Consider the following 20,996-nt stretch of genomic DNA (forward strand, 5'->3'; position numbering starts at 1 on the left):
GATTCTGGATGGAAGGTAGATTAAATCAATTAATTCAAAAGCTGAAAGACAACAATCTAGATAGCGTTTTTATCACATCGAAAGAAAAATGTCTTTTATTTTACAAATCTTTACGCTGAAGCACATGAACGATTAATAGGAGCATTTGTTGACCAAAAAGGCAATTCAGCACTCATCGTTCCTGCTTTAGAAAAAGAAGATGTTAAAAACGCTGGATGGGAAGGCGACACCATTACATATTTTGACCACGAAAACCCCTGGACTAAATTATCACGTTATATTAAAGACCTCGGTCAGCCGCAAACATTGGCTATCGAAAAAGAAGATCTTAATGTCGTTAGATATGAAACTGTCATTAAGGAACTAAACGGAACTGACATTGTAGATGGCCAGCTAATGCTAAACGAACTCCGACTAATTAAAGATCAAAAAGAAATGGGTATTTTAAAAGAAGCTGCGCAATTTGCTGATTTTGGCATTGAAACAGCCCTTAAACATATTCAAGAAGGAAAAACTGAATTAGAAATTATAGCTGAAATTGAATACGCACTGAAAAAAGAAGGCATTCGAAATATGTCGTTCGACACGACTGTATTGGCCGGAAAAAAATCAGCCGCACCCCATGGAACACCTGACTTGACGCCGATCCAAAACGGAGATTTTGTGTTGATGGACCTCGGTGTCGTACACAAAGGCTATTGTTCGGACATTACCCGCACAGTTGTCTTAGGTCAAGCATCTGATCAACAAAAGAAATTTACAATACAGTCTTACAAGCTGAGGAAAAAGCTATCCATGCAAGTAAAGTTGGTACTCGTTTAGGAGATTTAGACCAAATCGCAAGACAGGTCATTGAAGAAGCTGGTTACGGTGAATACTTCCCTCACCGAATTGGACACGGATTAGGGATTAATGTCCACGAATTCCCATCCCTTGCATCAAACAATGATGACGTATTAAAAGAAGGTATGTCTTATACGATTGAACCTGGTATATACGTACCAGAAATAGGCGGCGTTAGAATTGAAGATGATGTCTTTATAACAAGTAACGGTGCGACCACATTAACAGAGTTTATGAAGGAATTGTTGGAACTATAGTAATTATAAAAACTTGTCACGATTAACATGTGGCAAGTTTTTTTTAAGCTGTAATTAATCTGTCGCTGTTCTGTCACACTTTTTGGCTTGAACTGTTATAATTTCAAGTGCTAATAATTTTTTTATGTGACAGCAAGGTAGGTAACATATGTTAGATTATAAAATTCACAATGAAATCGAAACTCAAGATTATTTAGTCTTGATTCATGGTCTTGGCGGTAACTCAAACATTTTTTTATAAACAATTAAAACATTATAAAAGACAATTTAACGTTGTCACCATTGAACTACCTGGCCATGGAAACTCACCTGATATAAATACTTATAAAAATGGATTCACATCAGAAATAGCAGCCAGTGAAGTCATAGAAACTTTAGACTTTTTAAAAATAGGCCAAGCCCATTTTGTTGGAGTATCATTAGGTACTATTATTATTCATGAAATTCTTCAAACAGCACCTGAGAGAGTGCAAAGCACCGTGTTAGCTGGAACAGTGACACGATTTTCATTATTCTCTAAGATGTTATTACAGGTTGGAAACATGGTTAAAGGATTCACGCCTTATATGTGGATCTACAGACTCTTTGCACGCATCATGATGCCTAAACTTAATCATAAAGAATCCAGATTAACATTTGTGCGAGAAGCTGTAAAAATGCACAGAAAAAACTTTTTAGGTTGGTATAGCTTATGTTATACCATTGAACAAAGCTACCAGAAAGTACAAAAGATGGCACCTCATATTCCCAAACTTTATATTTCTGGAAGTGAAGATCACTTATTTATCCATCCATTAAAAAAGATATTAAACAAGATGTAAGCGCTAAGCTATGCGTGTTAGATCATTGCGGTCACATATGTAATATTGAAAAAGCTAAAGAATTTAATCAAATCTCGCTGAATTTTTTACTTGAGAATCAGAATAAACTTAAACAAGCGAATTAGTATGACAACTTGACTTTTTCAACTATAGAAAATAATTAAAGTCTCTTCTTTCTGAAGAGGCTTTTTATATTTATAAGAGATTAATAATTACAACATTAGTAAAGATGCTACCATTCAACCGGCTTAAAGTATACTGGACTATGCATCTTGCAGAAAATCAATATAAAAAGGCGCCCTTTTATTAAAAGGATGCCTTTTTGCATTATATAGCTTTTTTCTTTTTACGTCGCCCCAATTTGTTTTTGATCTTTTGTATAAAAGGGAAAATAATCGGGCCGTATTTAATCAATCTAATAAACCATTTCTTCATGTCATACCACCTTCAATCTTCTATATCTATAGTTTTTCACAATTGAAGGAAAATATGATTACAATAATTCACTTAAATCTTTATAGTCTAATTCATGCGCATCCGCAACAGCTTTGTATGTTACATAACCATCTAATGTATTAATCCCTTTTAGAAGGTTTTGGTTATCTTTAACTGCTTGCTTGTAGCCTTTGTTAGCTAATTGTAGCGCATAAGGTACCGTCACGTTGGTTAAGCCGATTGTTGATGTTCTTGGCACGGCACCAGGCATGTTAGCAACAGCATAGTGTAGAACGCCGTGTTTTTCATAAGTAGGGTTATCATGAGTTGTAATATGGTCTACTGTCTCAACAATTCCACCTTGGTCAACTGCCACATCAACAATAACTGATCCAGGTGACATTTCTTTAACCATGTCCTCTGTCACTAGTTTAGGTGCTTTTGCACCAGGAATTAGCACAGCACCAACAACTAAATCCGAATGCTTCACAGCTTCTGCAATATTTAATTCATTCGACATGACCGTATTAATTTGATTACCAAAATATCATCAAGCTCTCTTAAACGCTCAGGGCTAAGGTCGATAATCGTTACATCTGCACCTAAACCAACTGCGATTTTAGCAGCGTTTGTTCCAACGACACCACCGCCGATTACAGTTACTCTCCCTCTTTGAACACCAGGAATTCCACTCAATAAGATTCCTTTACCACCACGAGATTTTTCTAAGAACTGAGCACCGATTTGACTTGCCATACGACCCGCAACTTCACTCATTGGTGTTAATAGTGGAAGTGAGCGATTATCTAGCTGAACGGTCTCGTAAGCGATTCCAACAACTTTGTTATCAATTAACGCTTTAGTTAATTCAGGTTCAGCAGCTAAATGTAAATAAGTGAATAAGATTAAACCTTCATAGAAGTAATCATATTCTTCAGGAAGTGGTTCTTTAACTTTCATAACCATTTCTTGAGACCAAGCGTCCTTAGCTGATGGCACAATCGTTGCGCCCGCTTCTTCATATTGCTTGTCCGTAAAGTTAGAACCTTCTCCAGCATTTGTTTCAACAAAAACACTATGTCCAGCGTTAACAAGTGCAATGACCCCTGCAGGAGTTAATGCAACACGGTTTTCATTGTTTTTAATTTCCTTAGGTATTCCGATCTTCATCAGTCAAAACCTCCCTGATTATGTAATAAAAAATGAAAAATATCATAACAAATTTTACTATAACACTAATTCCAATAAAGTTGTACACTTTTATAAATAACGGTGAATGACATCCATGCCTCCGTTAACATCGACAACGGAACCAGTAATCATATCAGAATTCTCATCACATAAAAATCCTACCGTTCTAGCGATATCTTCACCAGTCCCTTCACGTCCAATCGGTGTATCTTGACTGGGGTGTTTTCGGCTTTCTTCAATATTTTCTTCTTTCATATTGTCAATTATTTTACCTGGCGCAACCATATTAGCGGTAATTTTATATTCTGCTTCTTCAAGTGCTATTGACTTCATCAGTGAAGCTACCCCAACTTTTGCCGAAGCAAAGCCTGATCTGTATATCCAACCCGAACTGTGATTGACTCCTTGAAACCCCCATAAATACAATCCTGCCAAAATTTTGCTTCCTCATGATAGGAATACAAGATTTAACTAAATGAAAAGAGGCATCTAAATTCCCACGAACCATTCGATCCCATTCATCTGTACTATAATCCATTAGCTTTTTTCTTTCAAAAATAAATGGGCCTGCGTTACTAATTAAACAATCAATGCGTCCAAACTTTTGATATGCCTCATGTACAACTTGTTCTATCTTATGATGGTTTTGCACATCTAATTGTTCGATATGTAACGGATAGCCAATATACTCATCTTTTAACTTATTAGCCTGATTTTGTCTGAACGATAAGTCGCGGTGACACTATAACCATTTTTGAGAAAGTACTCTGTCATTTTTCTGCCTAACCCTTTTGTACCTGCAGTGATTAAGGCATGGCGCATGGGACCCCTCCATTCTCCTGTTTAACTATATGAACATTTTACCATTACATAATCAAATTTAAAAATTTCTTAATTCATTGTTAAAAATAAAATGTTATGAATGCGCTTACAATCATGATATACTTAACATAAAGGAGGTCTTAACAGATGGCGTTTGAATACCACAATATTTTAATTGCTGTTGACGGATCTAAAGCATCGGACTTTGCTTTTCAAAAAGCAATCGACATTGCTAAAAGAAACCATGCCAAATTAATTATTTCTCATGTAGTTGACACTCGTGTGTATTCCACCATTGAAGCTTATGATCGTAATGTTTCGGATAGAGTTCAGAACGACGCACAAGAACTCTTAAAAGGCTATGAAGAGCGTGCTTCTCAAGCTGGTGTAACCAATGTGGTGACAGACATGGAACATGGCTCACCTAAAGTAAAAATTGCAAAAGAAGTTGCACCTAGACACGGGGCAGATTTAATCATTTGCGGAGCTACCGGAATGAATGCTGTTGAACGCTTTTTCATCGGAAGTGTGTCTGAACACATTACTCGTTATGCTAAAGTTGATGTACTCGTCATAAGACCAGAAGATGAACATAAACAAACTTAAGAGGAGAGTAATCTCTCCTCTTTTATTGCTCTTCTAAAAAACGATGCTGATAAAAGTACTTCGCAAATAAGGTTACATCTTTCGATAATTTATAATTAGAAAGAGCCCCAATCCCAACACTTATTAATGGTACACCTTGCACTAACTTTTTTCTGAACATTACAATTGCGAGCGTCTTAAAAAGCTGATTAACGGGCTGTTCTAACCATGTCTCATCAAGAGTACCGTCTACCTGTTCCATAATAGTATCAAGTGAGTTTAAGTCATTTTTAAGCTCTGTCCATGCCTCGTATTTGAACCGCTGTGGCATAAGCCCACCATGCAGTATTTTTAAGGCTAAAATCATCTCCACAGGGTTGTTCATATCATAACCAAAACTATTTCCAATTAACTGAACTGACCTTAAGTTTAATGTCATAATTAATGGAAAATCCACACCTAAAAACAACCATCCACCAGTTCCCGTTAACCCGCCTTGAGCAAATGAATACACTCTGCTCTTAGCTAATTGTTGATCAGATAAATAAGTAAGCTGTTCTATCGATAGAGATTTTAAATCATCAATTTTTTTTTTTCAATTTGTTCATTAAATGATCTTGCTGTCTGAAGTATTCTTTCTTGAGAAGCCTGTTGCGAGTTAGTTCCCTGAAGAAACGTGTACGTGTATAAGAACCACTGATCAGCCCAATTGAGAATTTTCTCTTGATAGTGATTAGGAATTTTCCCAAACATGCTATCTAGTGATATCTCATACATTCTTTCAAAATCATTTGTATGATAAGCTTCTAGTTCAGCTTCCCATTTTAAAATCGAACGACGTACTCTTTCCTCTCCCATTTCATCACCCTTTTTACCTATTGATAAACCAGCCCCTACCTAAGGACTGGCTATAGTAAACATTTATAAAGGTTTTATCGCTCGTTTTCAAACCACTGATTCAATTGTTGCAACACTTGCTGCATGGCTTCAGCTTCTTTAAATGAAGGCAAGTCGGCAAGCATAACCTTTTTAGGATCTTTCGTGGCCTCACCTTTCTTTTGCAGAACGAAAATACTCTTTCTCATCGTTTCATTCTTAAACATCGATTCAGGTAGCTGAAGCAAGCCAACAATATGAGCATGCTTTTTTAAGTAAGCTTGAAGTTGATCCTTTTGATCACTTTCAAACAACATACTCGGTACTACAAAAATAAATAGCCACCTTCTTTAGTATATTTTATACTCTGTTCAATAAATAAATGATGAGAGTATGAATGATCCTGCTCTGCCTTAAGCTCATAACCTTGTGCCGTTTCATCATCAGGGTAATATCCTACTGGTAGATCCGAAACGACGACATCAACTGGTTCAAGTAAAATAGGCTTTAAACTATCTTGATGAAAGAACTCCACCTCTTTTTCTTGTAAATTAGCATTGATATAAGCTAATCGAATTAAGGTCGGATCCACTTCACTACCATATAATTTAATCGACTCTTTTAATACCTCTTGTTGATTTAAAACAGCAAACAATAAATTAGCTGTTCCGCATGCAGGATCAAATAATGTATAAGGTTTTTCAGTTCCAACAAAACGCTGCACTAAATACCAATAAACATACCCACTGTATCTGGGGTGATGTAGTGATGCTGCTGTGTCTGTCCTTTCATACCTTTTAATATTGCGAGTTGAAGCCCTTTACGCCTCATCTCACCTGTATATTCAGAAAGATTAATCTGACTAAGTTTTGTCTGTAATTGTTGTTCATATGTTGGCTCTAAATCATCGGGTAATTCTCGATAAAACAACAATTCACTTGCTGCAATTAGCCCGTCTAAGTACGGAACATCTTCTTGTTTAGTAATGATTTCAGTAGTCTCATCTAACCATTTAAATATTATTTCAATTTGTTGCTCCAATCAAAGTCCCTCCGCTTTCTAACCGATTCCTTGCGTTACTTACTTTATTTTAGCAAATTTAAAGGGACATTGATAGATAAATGGTTATTCTGGAATATTGCCTCTTCGGTCATAATCTTGGTCACGGTAACCTTGGTCTTGATAACCTTGACCTCCCTGATCTCGATAACCTCGACCTCCTTGATTACCCTGATTATTTTGCCCTCGTCCGCCTCTCTGAGATTGCTGAGATTGATTGGATTGTTGTTGTTGAAAGTATTGCTGCACTTTTTCAACAGCTTGCGGTGCAAAATCAATTAATTTCTCTACGATATGAGTCCCTTGATCCAAATGAACCATCTTCACATCGTGCGGACGAACTACTAAAAAGCCGATTGGATTAATCGAAACACCCCCACCAGTTCCTCCACCGAACGGATGCGATGAACCACTTTGGCCTTGACCTTGCCCATCATCGCTTTGTTGGGATGATTTACCGAATTCACTACCACCTGCAGCAAAGCCAAATCCAACTTTAGATACTGGTAGAATGACAGTTGAACGGTCTGGCGTTTCAATAGGGTCACCAATGATGGTATTAACATCGATCATATCTTTTAAGTTTTCCATGGCTGTAACCATCATGTCGTGTATAGGATGTTCATTCATTTTAAGCCCACCTTTTTAAGTTTTCCATATTGTTTTCCTACGCTATATAATTCACGCATAATTTTACCGAGTTTAAAGGATAATATACACTTTAGCTCTGTCTGATAAGTCGGTTTGACATAATAAGGTTGCACCGTGTAATCGGGATTGGTGCTAAGCGTTAAATAATTCAACATCATAGCTGCAATTCCACCTTTAACGGTATAAAGGACTCCAGTTAATTCAGCTGTATGGTCAGCACGACTTACTCCTAGCATGGTATCCCAATTGAATTGATTGACTTGAATAGCCTTAAGTGCTTTTTTTAAATGTGGTAACGTCTTTAGTCGTTTTAATAACTTCATTAATTAACGTCCATTGCTGTTTAAGATCATCTATGGTGAATGATTTTTCTTTTCTTTTTGCTTACCAAACATTTCGTCTTTCTCGACTAAATCAACTGAAAACGTATCAGTATTTAAATCAATAATTGGAATCGATCGAGTAAGTTTAATATATTTCCAAAGAATTAATTGAATATAGAGGTCTTGCCTTTGATGACGATATGTAAAATGTATGGCCACTTTTACCTGACTAAAAATTAAACATAGGATTAGCAATATAAAAACCAATAAGATTGCAGCCAATATCGATAACACGATCATCTAAAGCACCCCTTAAATTTAAGGTGTCTATTTATTGGAAAAATATGCGTACATAAATAGAAAAGCGTTTGGAAGTAAATCCAAACGCTTTTGTCATGTAGATGAATAAACCACTTTCCCATTCACTATGGTTTTTTCAACTTTAATGTTATGAAGATTTTCTATTTCAATTAAAAAAGGGTCTTGATTTAAAATTACAAAATCAGCATAAAACCCTGCCTCAATTTGTCCTTGAACATGCTCTTTTCCAATGATTTTTGCAGGATTAACCGTATACAACTCAAATGCTTCATAAACTGATAAACATTCACTTATGTTATAAGTCATCCCATCATAAGTTGACCTACGATTAACCGCAGCATCAATACTGGTTAACGGATCAACAATCTCAATTGGAGCATCTGAACCACCGCCACATAATATGCCTTCACGAATATATGATTTCCACGGATAGGATTGATTCGCTCGCCTTTCACCGACCCGGTCGATTACCCATGGGAAATCAGAAGAAACAAAAGCGGCTGAATATCTATAATAACTGATTTTCCTTTAAGGCGTTCAATTAACTCAGGGCGCATTATTTGCCCATGAATTAATCGATCTTTCATCCCCTGTGGAGGCGGATATTTCTCAATTAAATCAATAACTTTTTCAGCTGCTAAATCACCAATAGCATGAGTGGCAATTGGCATTTGGTAATCCCTAGCTTTTTTAACCAATTCTTCTAAACCCTCATCCGTATGAATGGCAACCCCATTTGTAGTTGGATCATCCGAATATGAATCAGACAAGAGTGCAGTCCTACCACCTAATGCGCCATCAACAAATAATTTCATAGCTCCAAATTCCAACCAATCATCCTTCTCTTGCGATTGGTGACCCTCAGCGTGCAGGTCATCTACTACTAGGTGATGCACTAATAAATGAGCTCTAAAAGATTCTTGATTGGGTATGATTTGTTTGAAAGCTTCATATGTTTTGCTAAAGCCACCATAATAACTTAAATCTTCACTGTGGCCAGAAACAATTCCTTTAGATAATAAATCTCTAACCGATGTTTGAATAGCCTTCTTCAAAAATCTAAATCAGGGGTAGGCATATGCGATTTAATCAATTCCTGTGCCTGATCGTGAAAAGCCCCTGTTAAGTGACCATAAAAATCTCTTTCTATAACGCCTCCAGGTACATCCTCCGTCTCCTCAGATACGCCTGAAATTTCCATAGCCTTAGAGTTAGCCACTAAAGCATGTCGACAGATTCGTGTTAAAACAACTGGATGGCCATTCGAAACTTCATCTAACTCCTTGCGGTGAATCATAATGGGTTCATCCCAGTTATTTTCATTAAAACCTTCACCAATCAGCCATTTCGTTTTCACTTAATTGGTTTGATGCGATTTGAACTTTTGAATGACTTCTTTTCTTGATTGAACATCAGACAAGTCTAAGCGAAGAAGTTTTTCACCGTGACCAATTATATGTAGATGACTATCGATAAATCCTGGGAACAATACTCCTTCAAATCTAATTTCATCATCTATTTGTTGTTTATATTTATTCTTCAGATCTTTTAAATAACCTGTTTCTATAATTTTTCCGTGGTCAGTGTAAATGGCTTCAACCATATTCTCGGGACCAGTCATTGTGTAAATCTTTCCACCAAACCATAGTTGCCCCATTTGTCGTCCCCCTTATACATTTCTAGTTCGTTGACCTTATACTACTACCATTTTGACTAAAAATTCAACTTAAACCGCTTCTATTTTGACAATCAAAAAAGGGCAGTTTCAAAACTGCCCTTAGAGTATTAGATAATGTTTCTTATTTAATTATTGACCATTCATTTGTGATTGTGCTTGTTGAACAAGACGTTTAGTGATTTCTCCACCTACTGATCCGTTTGAACGAGAAGTAGAATCAGGACCAAGTTGTACACCAAACTCTTGAGCAATTTCAGTTTTCATCTGGTTTAACGCTGCGTCAACACCAGGAACTAATAATTGGTTTGAGTTGTTGCGATCTGCCATTGGATTTTCACCTCCTCGTTAACTATTGTTAGCAACGGGAAAGTTATAATACAATGCAAAACTTGGAAGAAATCAAGCTATAATAAGTCTTCAAACTCGTCTTCTTTTTCTTCGTCTGTCGCGCTAAATGTCACTGTTTCCATATTGTTTAAAGCTTTTTCAATATCCATAGAAAAATCAATTGGTCTTTCAAACTCATTAACTTTGTCTCTTCTAGGCTTCGTTTTTGGAGACTTTGGTACAAAAATCGTGCAACAATCCTCGTATGGTCTTATAGAAATCTCATAAGCACCATTTTTTTGAAAATGTCGATAATATCAATTTTATCCATAGCTACGAGTGGCCTAATAATTGGATAATTAGTAACCTCGTTAATGGTGTGCATACTTTCCATTGTTTGACTAGCCACTTGTCCTAAATTTTCTCCAGTCGTAATCGATAAAATATCACGCTGTTTAGCGACCATTTCACTAATACGCATCATAAGTCTACGCATAATAGTCATACCATAATTTTCAGGCGCTTCTTGAAAGATTTTTTGCTGAATTTCTGTAAAAGGAACTAAATGTAGTTTAACGTCTCCACCATACTTTGTTAAAACTCTCGCTAAATCTTCTACCTTCTGTTTAGCCCTCTCACTTGTAAACGGTGGTGAATGAAAGTGAATCGCTTCAATTTCAACTCCACGATTCATCGTTAAGTAGCCAGCAACTGGACTATCGATTCCACCAGAAAGTAATAATAAAGTTTTTCCAGTCGTACCTACGGGAAGACCGCCTTTACCTTGTATTTTTTTGATGTGATATAAGTTGCATCATGTCTGATTTCAACGCGCAACTCTACATCTGGCTGATGAACGTCAACTGTCCAACCATCCGTATGACTTAGTAAATGCCCACCTAAAATTTGATTCATATCTTGAGAACCAATTGGAAAATCTTTATTCGGACGCTTACAAGTTACTTTAAAGGTTTCACCAGATTCTAAACGTAATGCCTCTAAAGCAGCTTCTTTAATTTTCTCTTGATCGTTTTCAATTTTCATAGCTAAGCTAAACGATTGAATTCCAAAAATATCTTTACATTTCTCTAAAATAGCCTCGTAATCCTCGCCATTTAAGAGAATATACATATGGTCTCTTCTAGCTTTTACTTTAATATTTGGATAGTCATTAAGCTTCTTTTCCACATTGTTTTTCAAAATCTGTATGAATGATTTTCGATTTTTTCCTTTTAAGGCTAGTTCTCCGTATCTCACTAAAATATGATTATAAATCATGTCAATTACCCCATTATACTTTTATATTGTTCAATCACACGTTTAATTTCTTCTATAAAAACATCTAATTCTTGTTCATTCTGATCAATGGTTAAGCTCACGCGAATAGCAGCACCAGCTTCTAGTTCCTTTCCACACGCAACTAAAACGTGACTCGGCTCATCTTGTTTGGATGAACAGGCGGATTTTGTCGACACATAAATGTCCTTTTCACCTAAGGCATGTATAATCACTTCTGGTTTAAATCCACTAACAGAAAAATTAAAAATATGCGCGGCTCCATCCTGCGGTGAGTTAATGGTAACTCCATCAACGGATGAAAGTTGTTCAAATAAATTATGTTTAACAGATTCAAGCGATTTATATTGATCCTGCTTCTCTAAAGCTAACCTCATTGCCTTAGCTAGAGAAACATTTCCAGCAACATTTTCAGTACCAGGTCTTATGCCAGACTCCTGAGCTCCACCATGAAAAAGTGGCTTAAGCTGAACATGTTTCTTTTTAATTAAACAACCTGTTCCCTTAAGACCATGTATTTTATGACCAGAAATCGTCACCAAATCTAATCCTTTCAAATCATAAGGTAGTGGAATTTTACCAAAGCCTTGAACATGATCCGTATGAAATGTCACTTTCGGAAAGTTTGCTAGTAACTTAGCTACTTTTTCAATAGGCTGAATAGAACCAATTTCATTATTAACATGCATAATGGAAACTAATATAGTTTGTTCTGTTAAGGCGTTTTTTCAAGTCATCCATGTTAATAACACCAGATGAATTGACTGGTAAATAAGTCACTTCAAAACCTTCATTTTCAAGTTCCTGAAAGACTTGAAGTACAGCAGGATGTTCAATTTGAGTCGTAATAATATGATTCCCTCTATTTAAATGGGCATGTGCAATCCCTTTTAATGCTAAATTATTACTTTCTGTTCCTCCAGAGGTGAAAATTATTTCGTCTTCTCGAACTCTAAGAAGATTTGCGACTTGCTTTCTAGCTTTTTGATGAAGTTTTTCAACTTCCCCGCCAACTTCATGTATAGATGATGGATTGGCAAAATAATTCATCGCCACTGACTGAAAGGATTTAAGCACTTCAGGCGCTGGTTTTGTTGTGGCACTATTATCTAAATAGATCATTTTAATACTCCCATCAACGTCTTTTTGCATCGAGTTATAATAACATAAATAAAGAATGATTATCAACTAAAAAAGCTACCCCTTATGAGTTAGGAGCAGCTTTCTTTGGTTTATTTAAATCAAAATACTCTAATAGATCGTCTATGGATACCCCTTCATCATCTCGCGATAAAACCATTTCATCTAATGATTTTCCTTTTTTAGAAGATGGTGAAGTTAAAGCATAAAAAGTGGATGAATCTTTAGCATGAATTTGGAATGATTGAATTTCTTGGTGAGTATTTGCCACAATCTGCTTAGGTTCATCTGAATTCACGAATAAGACGATTACCGCTACCCAGGTCGTAACAAACAAAGTGCCTACCACACCTATTAATACACGATCCATATGATTCACCCTCCCAACATTATGAAACCGTTGTGTCAGTCATAACCTCTTCTAAGCGTTTAAGTGCGCCTGGTTCTATCTCTTCTAAAGCCTTTGATGATTTTTCTAAAGCTAATTCATAATCGTAGTTCAAAAACGCAGCTTCAGCTTCAGAAATTTGAGCTGCTAATAAAGGATATGTTGATCGATAGCGATTCGCATACTGAATAACTCTTTCGGCAAGCTGTGCTTGATCAACCAGTAAACTAGTTTGCTCAACAGCTCGGCCCACCAATTTCTCGGCTTTATCAATAGATTGATTAACACGTTCAATGTCTAATGGCTGCTCCTCAAGAGCTTGTAAAGAATCTAAGACAGCTTCTCTTCCATCATTTACTAATTCATTAATATAGTGAGGAATGCCAGGTAAATTGCTCTTTTGCAATTGCTGTCTAATTTGGATAATCTCATTTTTTAAGGTTGTAATCTGATCCCTAGCTTCGAGTTCATCTTTTCTAAGATTATGTAGAAACTCATCAAAATCATTTAATGCATGTTCCCAATCTTCATAATCAGCAAACCATTCATCAATTTCTATCCTAATTGAAGAGAAGAGCTCTTCTTCTTGTTCAATCATACCTTGAATTCTTTGTGCTTCTTTATTTAAACGATCAAGGGATTTACCTAATTGATATTGTCGTTCGTATTGATCATCATTTAAATGATAACTTCTTTAACTTCCATCACGTTATCTTTAATCTCTGCAAACGTTTAGCAGCAGCTTCGAGTTTTAGTTCCATCTTTTCTAATTTTTGCACGACATAATTTTTATCTAATGCCTCTTTTTCAAGTTCGTCATAAATCTCAACGATCCGGCTTTGTATTTGTTCAATTTTTTCACTAACACCTTGATCTTGACCTTTATTTAGTTCATCAATCATTTGGATGAGGGTTTCATGGTGAGTTTGAATCTCTTTATCTAGACCAAGTAATTGTACTTGGAATCCATCATCACGCATTTCACGAATTCCATTTTGAAGATGGTCTAAATCTTCAGGTAGAGTTTGTTTACATGAACGGTACAACTCTGGGAATACCTGACTTTACGTTCAAGTTCACTCAATTGTTCACTTAGCTTTTGAGCTAGTTCCTGGGCGTCAGTATAATTTCCTGATGCCGTTAACGTTTTCGTATTCATTTAATTCTTGTTCAATTTCATCTAATTCAACATCAAAAACGACTTCAGATTTTCCAAGTTGATAACCATTTTGAAGAACAACTTTTCTAACTTCGCTAATTCGTGGTTTTATTTTTTCAATTTCTTCACGACTATCTTTTTCAGAATGAAGGAGGCGATCAACTTCTTTAAAAATATCATCAATTGTTTTCTCAACTTGGTTTAATTCACGTTCCACATGATTCAGAATCCTGAAAGCTTTTCCAAAACGATAGCGTTCAGCTGATTCCTCAGCATCTAACAAATCTTCTTCAACATTTGAGAAAACTTCATCATTAATGTCATCCCACTCATCTCGCCAAGATTCAAATAAAGATTCCGTTTCACCTGATAAATTCAAGTTCCTCACTTTACTCATTTCATCCGCTACCTGGCGATTCATTAACAGGACTTTTTCTCTTCTAAACCATCAACACGCTGATATACTTTTTTACGCATGACGGCCCCAACTATAATAAATAGAACAATTGCTACAATGATAATGGCGATTACAAGTTCCATAAAAAGCCCCCTAACACTACGACTAATACATTTACTCTATAATATCATATTTTAAAGTAGAATTTGCCATATTTTTAGCTTTTTCAACATAAAAAGTCAAATTTTATACATTTACATTTCTATAAAACCATTTTTTAAACGTTTCCATATACTTCTTGATAAACATTTCTCCGCTTTGATCCCACTGATAATGGTCTTGCCAATCATGTGCGTAGACAAATGGACCATTAATTAAACTCTTAAGCTGAATATATAAAATATCTTGCTCTAAAGCCTTAAAACCCCACTCTTCTGAGAAACCTTTTAACATTTTTTTTTAAATAAATACTTCTCTTTCGCGACATATGTAGAAAACAATTCACGGATAAACATATTATCTAAAGATAACTCTCTCTGGATTAAACAACTGAATTGAAAACGTTCATATTTATAATGTATAATTTCCTCAATAGCTTTAAACAAAACGTTAAAATCAGTTAACGCTTGTTCATCTTGAGTAATGTGCTCAAGAAGCTTTAAGTACTTCTCAAAATAATCTACTGTCATATATTCAATTAATCCTTGTTTGTTTTTAAAATGATAATTAATAGACGATACATTTACATTAGCTTTTTCGGTGATTGCTCTAACAGATGTACCTTTGAAACCGTTGTAATAGAACAATTGAGCGGCAGCATCCATAATCTTTTGTCTTGTACTATCGTTTGACATAACATCACCTCTTTGTCTCTATAATTCGATTGTAAATGTAAAATACCTTTTAATTTTATAGAATTTATGACAACATTTTACCAAACATTTATAAAGGAGCGTATCACATTGTTTGACACAATAAAATACAACGGAACAAAAGAAGAAAATTATGAACTTTTAGTTAAACAGTTAGATAGTTTGTTAGAAGGCGAGCCAGACGCTGTAGCCAACCTTTCTAATGCGAGTGCTTTGTTAAACCAATTTTTAGATACTGTAAATTGGGTTGGCTTTTATATTATGAGAAATGGGGAACTAGTTTTAGGTCCATTTCAAGGGTTACCTGCTTGCGTTAGAATTGCCGATGGAAAAGGTGTTTGCGGAACAGCAACTGCAGAACGTAAAACCATGCTCGTCCCAGATGTTAACGAGTTCCCTGGTCACATTGCTTGCGATGCCCAAAGTCAATCGGAAATTGTTGTTCCTATCATCATGAATGAAGAAGTTTACGGAGTGTTAGACATTGATAGTCCGATTAAAAACCGTTTTGATGAAGTAGATCAGAAGTATTTAGAAGCATTTGTCGAAACGTTAAAGAAACATTTATAAACCGCGCTTATAGCACCAATTTTTTTCTGAAAAAGTTGGTGTTTTTTTGTGCCATTTTTCGACTAAATCGTGGTATAATAATTATTATATTTTGAGAGGAGACAATATTATGTCTGAAGAAAAACTGGATTTAATATTAGCTGAACTCCAAAGTCTAAACGTAAGAGTCACATCTCTTGAGACGAATCAGCAATTAATGAGGGACGAGCTTAAAGCAACACAGGAGTCCATGTCTCAGTTTGCGACGAAAAATGATCTTAAGAGCTTTGCTACTAAAGACGATCTTAAGAATTTCGCTACTAAAGAGGATCTTAAGAATTTCGCTACTAAAGAGGATCTTAAGAATTTCGCTACCAAAGATGACCTTAAGAACTTCGCTACTAAAGATGATCTTAAGAATTTCGCTACTAAAGATGATCTTAAGAGCTTTGCAACGAAAGAGGATATGCAAGAGCTCAGAGGTGAGTTCAAAAAATTCGCCACTAAAGACGACCTACACGAACTCAGAAGTGAACTTAAGAACTTTGCGACGAAAGACGACCTCAGGCCAATTTATGAAGATTTATCCCATCTAAAAGAAGAGCAAAGCGTCATTAAACAAGCAGTTCTTGAAACAAAAGAAAAAGTAAACGAAATGAAGCAAAACCAAAGCACATTCTTTGAAATGATAGGTGAACACGAGGTTTCTATTCGAAACATTAGAAAAGTCATCTTATAATCTTCCACTTAACACTTGACTCCTCCGCTAATTTTTCATATAATATCCTTTGTGTAAAATAAAAGGCAGCTTAGGTGAACTTGCTATGTCATCATTTTGTACCTCTAGATGAGGTGTATCGCGTAACTCTCTGCTGCTGGAGCGAAGGTACATGAATGCAAAATGAGCATGGTGTGGGACACATCCTTTTTATTTTATGCAAATTTAATATATAAAGGAGGAGACGCTCGTGGCACGTTACACAGGCTCTCTATGGAAAAAATCACGTCGTTACGGCATTTCTCTAACTGGTACAGGTAAAGAGTTAGAAAAACGCCCTTACGCTCCGGGTCAGCATGGTCCGAACCAGCGTAAAAAGCAATCAGAATATGGACTTCAGTTACAAGAGAAGCAAAAGCTTCGTTTCATGTATGGTTTAACTGAACGTCAATTCCGTCGTATCTTTGACGACGCAGCTAAACAGAAAGGTGTTCATGGTGAGAACTTCATGATCTTACTTGAATCTCGCTTAGACAACCTTGTTTACCGTGCTGGTCTTGCACGCACTCGTCGTCAAGCTCGTCAGTTAGTTGGTCATGGTCACATCACAGTTGATGGTGGTCGTGTTGACATCCCATCTTACCGTATTAAACCTGGTCAAGTAATTGGTGTACGTGAGAAATCACAGGATCTTGACATCATTGCTGAGGCAATCGAAGTCAACAACTTCGTACCTGAATATTTAACATTTAACGAAGATAACAAGGAAGCGACTTATAACCGCTATCCTGAACGTTCTGAGTTACCATCAGAAATTAACGAAGCATTAATCGTTGAGTTCTACTCTCGTTAATATGTCAACTTACAAAAACCTCGAATTGTTACTAAACAATTCGAGGTTTTTTGGTTTAAGTTACCTGCCCATCACTTTTCTATTAACTCTAAATGAAAATCTCCTACTGCACCCTGCTCATATAAATTAGTAAACGACGTCCAAAACGTATAAATTTCAGCTTGAAATTCTAATTCTTCACTCGGAATATTCACGACAAAGTCATTTCTATAAAGTAAAGTTGTAACATCGTGATACATTTCATGAGAAACTTTAAAATCAATAGTTAAATACTTTTTAGAATACTTTTGTTCTAGTTCATACTTCTCCGCTTCAAGTTTGTAATCGTTAATAAGAATATCTGCCACAAAAATCCTCCTATTTACCAAAGTTCTGGAATCTATTTTTATTTTAACTTAAACTTAATGTGTGAGTGAAACTTTTGGACTCATTCTTACGTATTACAAAGAGGAATAAATCACTTTTAGGGAGGTCAACATGGATCAACAAGATTTTTTTCGATCAAATAAATAAAAACAAGCGGAAAATATTAAGAAACTTACAAAAACGACTTAAATTTATTTTCTTCATTATTTTACCTATTTTAATTCTAGGGATTATTGGATTTCAGGTGTTCACTAATTATATTTGGATGGAAACAATAAATTTCCAAAATGTCTACCTAACTATTTTAACAAGTAAATTCGCATTAGGAGCCATTGGTTTTATATTGTTTTTATTCATTGGTATTTTGACGCTTTATTGGATTCGAAAGTCATACTTAACTTATTTGAATCCTAATGTACTTCCAAATATGCTCCTCCATAAAAAGACGAGCTGGACCCTTATTTTAGTAGTATCCATTATATTTGGAGTCTTAGGAACCATTTTAATTCAAGGGTTAGGATGGGAACCTTTATTAAAAGTATTAAATTATGAGCCTTTTGGTAAAACTGACCCTCACTTTGACATGGACATATCATTCTATCTGTACATACTTCCATTTTTAGAGTTCGTGTTAGGTGTCCTGTTCAGTTTGAGTGTGATTGTTCTATTAACTGAAATCGGAGCTTACTCAGTTTTTGAAATGTACCGAAAAAGCCGTATGGCTCAGCTTCACCTCGGCTTCACAGTAGGATTTATCGGTTTAATTTTGGCAGCTCAGCATTTACTAGAACCGTATGGAACGTTGCTAACGAACAGTGTTAATGTTTTTCAAGATAGTGTTGTTTATGGCTTAAGTTATACAGATGATGTTATTAACATCCCGAAATCATATGTCTTAGCAGCTGCTGCTTTGATTGCGACCGTGTGGATGATTATAGTATTAGTACGTGGTAAGCTTAAATCGGTATTCATACCAATCGCCACATACGTAGCCATTGTTATTTTAGGACAGTTAGCATCTGTAGCTGTTCAACAATTCGTTGTATCACCAAATGAATTTCATCAAGAAAAGCCTTATCTAGAACGAAATCTCGAGTTTACTAGAGCAGCTTATGGCTTAGAAAAAATCAACGAAATTGATCATCCGAGTGAAAATAGTCTAAGTGAAGAGTTAATTGAGCGTAATCAGTTAACGATTGACAATGTTAGGCTGAATGATTCAAGACCACTATTAGATGTGTATAATCAAAAACAAACGATTCGTAACTACTACAAATTTAGAGACATTGATATCGATCGTTATATGATTGATGGCGATTATAGTCAAGTGTTTCTTGGCGCAAGAGAATTAGATACAACCAACTTGCCTGACCAAGCCAGAACTTGGGTAAATGATAATTTACGCTATACGCATGGATATGGTGTAACGATGAGCCATGTAAATGAGATTGATCAACAAGGTCAACCAGAATATCTATTACAAGATTTACCGACAGAAGGTGCTATTGAACTTGAACGCCCTCAAATTTACTTTGGTGAAGAAGATAATAAAAGTGTCATCGTAAACACCAATGTCGATGAGTTTGATTACCCTCAAGGTGAAGTCAATGCATCAACTAGATACGAGGCAAACAGTGGTATACCGCTTCAAGGCATCAATAAGCTTTTATTCTCTATAAAAGAAGGCTCATTTAGAATGTTCGTCTCAGACCAATTAACAAATGAAAGCCAATTACTTCAAACGAGAAACATTAAAGAACGAGTTAACAGAATTGCTCCATTCTTTGATTATGATCAAGACCCTTATTTAGTCATTCGTGATGATGGAACGCTCGTTTGGATGTTAGATGCTTATTTAACAGCTGAGAATTATCCTTATGCTGAACCGTATGAAGAAAACTTAAATTACATCCGTAATTCAGTAAAAGTAACAGTTGATGCTTATACAGGAGATGTAAACTTTTACGTCGCAAATGAAGATGATCCTTTATTTAGGACGTATCAAAACATGTTCCCTGACATGTTCACGACAGATGTACCTGAAGATATTAGAGCTCATTTCCGTTATCCGGAAAAATTATTTACCATCCAGGCGGATAAATGGGGGTACTTATCACATGTCTAATTTAGAAGTATTCTATAATCGTGAAGACGCTTGGCAGTTCCCAACCGAGAAATATTATAACCAAGACATTGTCATGGATCCGTATTATACGACAATGGCATTACCAGACGAAGATATGGAGGAGTTTATTTTGTCCATTCCATTCACACCTAAGAGTAGGCAAAATATGATTGCATGGATGGGCGCACGAAATGATGGGGACAATTACGGAGAATTATTTGTTTACCGGTTCCCTAAACAAGAGAATGTTTACGGTCCACAACAAATTGAGAACCGGATTAACCAAGATAGTTACATTTCACAACAATTGAATTTATGGTCTCAGGGTGGTTCTGAAGTTATTCGAGGTAATTTACTGACGTATCCAATTGAAGACACAGTTCTTTACGTGGAACCAATTTATATTGAATCATCTAATGCTACATCACTTCCTGAGGTGAAGCAGGTAATTGTAGCTTATGAAGACTACATTGTCATGGAACCAACTTTCGATCAAGCACTCGATGAACTTATGACAATGGTTGAAGACGGTGCGCCTGGAAATGCTCCAGATGTTAATCCAAATCCTGATTCAGATTCTGAAAATGTAGATGATGGTGAAACGAATGATCAGCCAATTATCGATGCTGAACAAACATTAAGAGAAGTTTCTGACCTATTTGATCAGTACCAAAATGCTTTATCAAATGGACAGTGGGAACGCGCTGGACAGATTATGAAAGATATTGAGGAACGTTTAAACTCTACACCATAAATGGGGGGATTATATGGAAGCAATATCTCAATTTATTGGATTCTTCTTCATGATTCTACCTGTACTCATTATTGCCTTCGCATTAAGATGGTTAAGATTGCTCTACAAGAACAGCGAAAAGATTACTAAACAAAATGAAGAATTGATTCAATTATTAAAAGAGAAAAGTGAATCTTGACTTAACATAAAA

At 35.8% G+C, this 20,996-nt stretch carries 20 protein-coding genes and 9 pseudogenes; 9 read left to right on the forward strand and 20 right to left on the reverse strand.

From position 1 onward, the window contains the following. Window positions 1-8: 8 nt before the first annotated feature. Window positions 9-1,100 (forward strand): annotated as a pseudogene (locus tag JCM13188_RS11975) (M24 family metallopeptidase). A gap of 212 nt (window positions 1,101-1,312) precedes the next feature. Continuing rightward, window positions 1,313-1,921 (forward strand): alpha/beta fold hydrolase, encoded by a 609-nt coding sequence (locus JCM13188_RS11980; protein ID WP_279401779.1) that lies wholly within the window; start codon window positions 1,313-1,315, stop codon window positions 1,919-1,921. A 493-nt stretch (window positions 1,922-2,414) separates the two neighbouring features. Here the strand turns inward: JCM13188_RS11980 and ald are convergent. Together ald and JCM13188_RS11990 are read right to left on the reverse strand one after the other, a co-directional pair. Further along, window positions 2,415-3,526, reverse strand: a pseudogene (gene ald, locus JCM13188_RS11985) (alanine dehydrogenase). A gap of 90 nt (window positions 3,527-3,616) precedes the next feature. Beyond that, window positions 3,617-4,369: pseudogene (locus JCM13188_RS11990) on the reverse strand (SDR family oxidoreductase). A 147-nt stretch (window positions 4,370-4,516) separates the two neighbouring features. On the opposite strand from JCM13188_RS11990, the gene JCM13188_RS11995 reads away from it, so the two are divergent. Then, the gene (locus JCM13188_RS11995) at window positions 4,517-4,975 is read left to right on the forward strand and encodes a universal stress protein (protein ID WP_054754326.1); all 459 of its coding nucleotides are present in this window, start codon (window positions 4,517-4,519) and stop codon (window positions 4,973-4,975) included. A gap of 22 nt (window positions 4,976-4,997) precedes the next feature. Here JCM13188_RS11995 and JCM13188_RS19190 read toward each other — a convergent pair whose 3' ends face one another. From JCM13188_RS19190 to JCM13188_RS12070, 17 genes and pseudogenes are all read right to left on the reverse strand, one after another. After that, window positions 4,998-5,540: an EcsC family protein gene (locus JCM13188_RS19190; protein WP_369404990.1), complete on the reverse strand. Its 543-nt coding sequence runs from the start codon at window positions 5,538-5,540 to the stop codon at window positions 4,998-5,000. Next, the gene (locus JCM13188_RS19195; protein ID WP_279401780.1) at window positions 5,528-5,812 is read right to left on the reverse strand and encodes a hypothetical protein; all 285 of its coding nucleotides are present in this window, start codon (window positions 5,810-5,812) and stop codon (window positions 5,528-5,530) included. Before JCM13188_RS19195 ends, JCM13188_RS19190 begins: the two co-directional genes overlap by 13 nt. 74 nt (window positions 5,813-5,886) lie before the next feature. Continuing rightward, window positions 5,887-6,871 (reverse strand): annotated as a pseudogene (locus JCM13188_RS21830) (class I SAM-dependent methyltransferase). 84 nt (window positions 6,872-6,955) lie between these two features. Further along, window positions 6,956-7,519: a GerW family sporulation protein gene (ytfJ, locus tag JCM13188_RS12010; protein ID WP_054754328.1), complete on the reverse strand. Its 564-nt coding sequence runs from the start codon at window positions 7,517-7,519 to the stop codon at window positions 6,956-6,958. Continuing rightward, window positions 7,516-7,863 carry a DUF2953 domain-containing protein gene (locus JCM13188_RS12015; RefSeq protein WP_054754330.1) on the reverse strand — a complete coding sequence of 116 codons (348 nt, stop codon included), beginning with the start codon at window positions 7,861-7,863 and terminating at the stop codon, window positions 7,516-7,518. Before JCM13188_RS12015 ends, ytfJ begins: the two co-directional genes overlap by 4 nt. A 30-nt stretch (window positions 7,864-7,893) precedes the next feature. Continuing rightward, window positions 7,894-8,163: a hypothetical protein gene (locus JCM13188_RS12020; RefSeq protein ID WP_054754333.1), complete on the reverse strand. Its 270-nt coding sequence runs from the start codon at window positions 8,161-8,163 to the stop codon at window positions 7,894-7,896. A gap of 93 nt (window positions 8,164-8,256) precedes the next feature. Beyond that, window positions 8,257-9,239, reverse strand: a pseudogene (locus JCM13188_RS21085) (amidohydrolase). Beyond that, window positions 9,236-9,841: pseudogene (locus tag JCM13188_RS21090) on the reverse strand (amidohydrolase family protein). The pseudogenes JCM13188_RS21085 and JCM13188_RS21090 overlap by 4 nt, the downstream one beginning before the upstream one ends. Window positions 9,842-9,991: 150 nt before the next feature. Next, entirely contained in the window at window positions 9,992-10,189 is a 198-nt protein-coding gene (locus JCM13188_RS12030; protein WP_054754335.1) for an alpha/beta-type small acid-soluble spore protein, read from the reverse strand. A gap of 77 nt (window positions 10,190-10,266) precedes the next feature. Then, window positions 10,267-11,467: pseudogene (thiI, locus tag JCM13188_RS12035) on the reverse strand (tRNA uracil 4-sulfurtransferase ThiI). A gap of 5 nt (window positions 11,468-11,472) precedes the next feature. Then, window positions 11,473-12,174, reverse strand: a complete 702-nt coding sequence (locus JCM13188_RS21095; RefSeq protein WP_369404986.1) for a cysteine desulfurase family protein — start codon at window positions 12,172-12,174, stop codon at window positions 11,473-11,475. Beyond that, window positions 12,164-12,607, reverse strand: a complete 444-nt coding sequence (locus tag JCM13188_RS21100; protein ID WP_369404987.1) for a cysteine desulfurase family protein — start codon at window positions 12,605-12,607, stop codon at window positions 12,164-12,166. Before JCM13188_RS21100 ends, JCM13188_RS21095 begins: the two co-directional genes overlap by 11 nt. Window positions 12,608-12,689: 82 nt before the next feature. Continuing rightward, window positions 12,690-12,995 (reverse strand): hypothetical protein, encoded by a 306-nt coding sequence (locus tag JCM13188_RS12045; protein WP_054754337.1) that lies wholly within the window; start codon window positions 12,993-12,995, stop codon window positions 12,690-12,692. Between the two features lie 19 nt (window positions 12,996-13,014). Then, window positions 13,015-13,692: pseudogene (locus JCM13188_RS12050) on the reverse strand (septation ring formation regulator EzrA); the annotation flags it as partial. A gap of 25 nt (window positions 13,693-13,717) precedes the next feature. Then, window positions 13,718-14,593: pseudogene (locus JCM13188_RS19200) on the reverse strand (septation ring formation regulator EzrA). 222 nt (window positions 14,594-14,815) lie between these two features. Next, window positions 14,816-15,022 carry a hypothetical protein gene (locus tag JCM13188_RS12065; RefSeq protein ID WP_054754345.1) on the reverse strand — a complete coding sequence of 69 codons (207 nt, stop codon included), beginning with the start codon at window positions 15,020-15,022 and terminating at the stop codon, window positions 14,816-14,818. Beyond that, on the reverse strand, window positions 15,016-15,423 hold the full coding sequence (locus JCM13188_RS12070) for a TetR family transcriptional regulator (protein WP_054754347.1): 408 nt from the start codon (window positions 15,421-15,423) through the stop codon (window positions 15,016-15,018). Before JCM13188_RS12070 ends, JCM13188_RS12065 begins: the two co-directional genes overlap by 7 nt. A 108-nt stretch (window positions 15,424-15,531) precedes the next feature. Between JCM13188_RS12070 and JCM13188_RS12075 the strand changes: the two genes are divergently transcribed. The 3 genes from JCM13188_RS12075 to rpsD all read left to right on the forward strand — a co-directional run bounded on the left by JCM13188_RS12075 (window position 15,532) and on the right by rpsD (window position 17,561). After that, entirely contained in the window at window positions 15,532-16,011 is a 480-nt protein-coding gene (locus JCM13188_RS12075; protein ID WP_054754349.1) for a free L-methionine (R)-S-oxide reductase MsrC, read from the forward strand. A gap of 109 nt (window positions 16,012-16,120) precedes the next feature. Next, window positions 16,121-16,729 (forward strand): hypothetical protein, encoded by a 609-nt coding sequence (locus JCM13188_RS12080; protein WP_054754351.1) that lies wholly within the window; start codon window positions 16,121-16,123, stop codon window positions 16,727-16,729. Between the two features lie 229 nt (window positions 16,730-16,958). Further along, window positions 16,959-17,561 carry a 30S ribosomal protein S4 gene (gene rpsD / locus JCM13188_RS12085; protein WP_054754353.1) on the forward strand — a complete coding sequence of 201 codons (603 nt, stop codon included), beginning with the start codon at window positions 16,959-16,961 and terminating at the stop codon, window positions 17,559-17,561. Window positions 17,562-17,632: 71 nt separating this feature from the next. Here rpsD and JCM13188_RS12090 read toward each other — a convergent pair whose 3' ends face one another. Next, window positions 17,633-17,908: a DUF3219 family protein gene (locus tag JCM13188_RS12090; RefSeq protein WP_054754355.1), complete on the reverse strand. Its 276-nt coding sequence runs from the start codon at window positions 17,906-17,908 to the stop codon at window positions 17,633-17,635. A 263-nt stretch (window positions 17,909-18,171) separates the two neighbouring features. Between JCM13188_RS12090 and JCM13188_RS12095 the strand changes: the two genes are divergently transcribed. Genes JCM13188_RS12095 through JCM13188_RS19210 form a run of 3 tightly spaced genes read left to right on the forward strand, consistent with a single transcriptional unit; the run spans window position 18,172 to window position 20,984 of the window. Beyond that, window positions 18,172-20,052, forward strand: coding sequence for a UPF0182 family protein (locus tag JCM13188_RS12095; protein ID WP_279401781.1), 1,881 nt, complete (start codon window positions 18,172-18,174; stop codon window positions 20,050-20,052). Further along, the gene (locus JCM13188_RS19205) at window positions 20,045-20,806 is read left to right on the forward strand and encodes a UPF0182 family protein (RefSeq protein ID WP_279401782.1); all 762 of its coding nucleotides are present in this window, start codon (window positions 20,045-20,047) and stop codon (window positions 20,804-20,806) included. Before JCM13188_RS12095 ends, JCM13188_RS19205 begins: the two co-directional genes overlap by 8 nt. A gap of 13 nt (window positions 20,807-20,819) precedes the next feature. Next, complete coding sequence (locus JCM13188_RS19210) at window positions 20,820-20,984, forward strand: hypothetical protein (protein ID WP_279401783.1); 165 nt, start codon at window positions 20,820-20,822, stop codon at window positions 20,982-20,984. Window positions 20,985-20,996 lie beyond the last annotated feature (12 nt).

It is taken from the genome of Piscibacillus salipiscarius JCM 13188 (genome assembly GCF_001311865.1).
GTDB classification, from domain to species: domain Bacteria; phylum Bacillota; class Bacilli; order Bacillales; family Alkalibacillaceae; genus Piscibacillus; species Piscibacillus salipiscarius.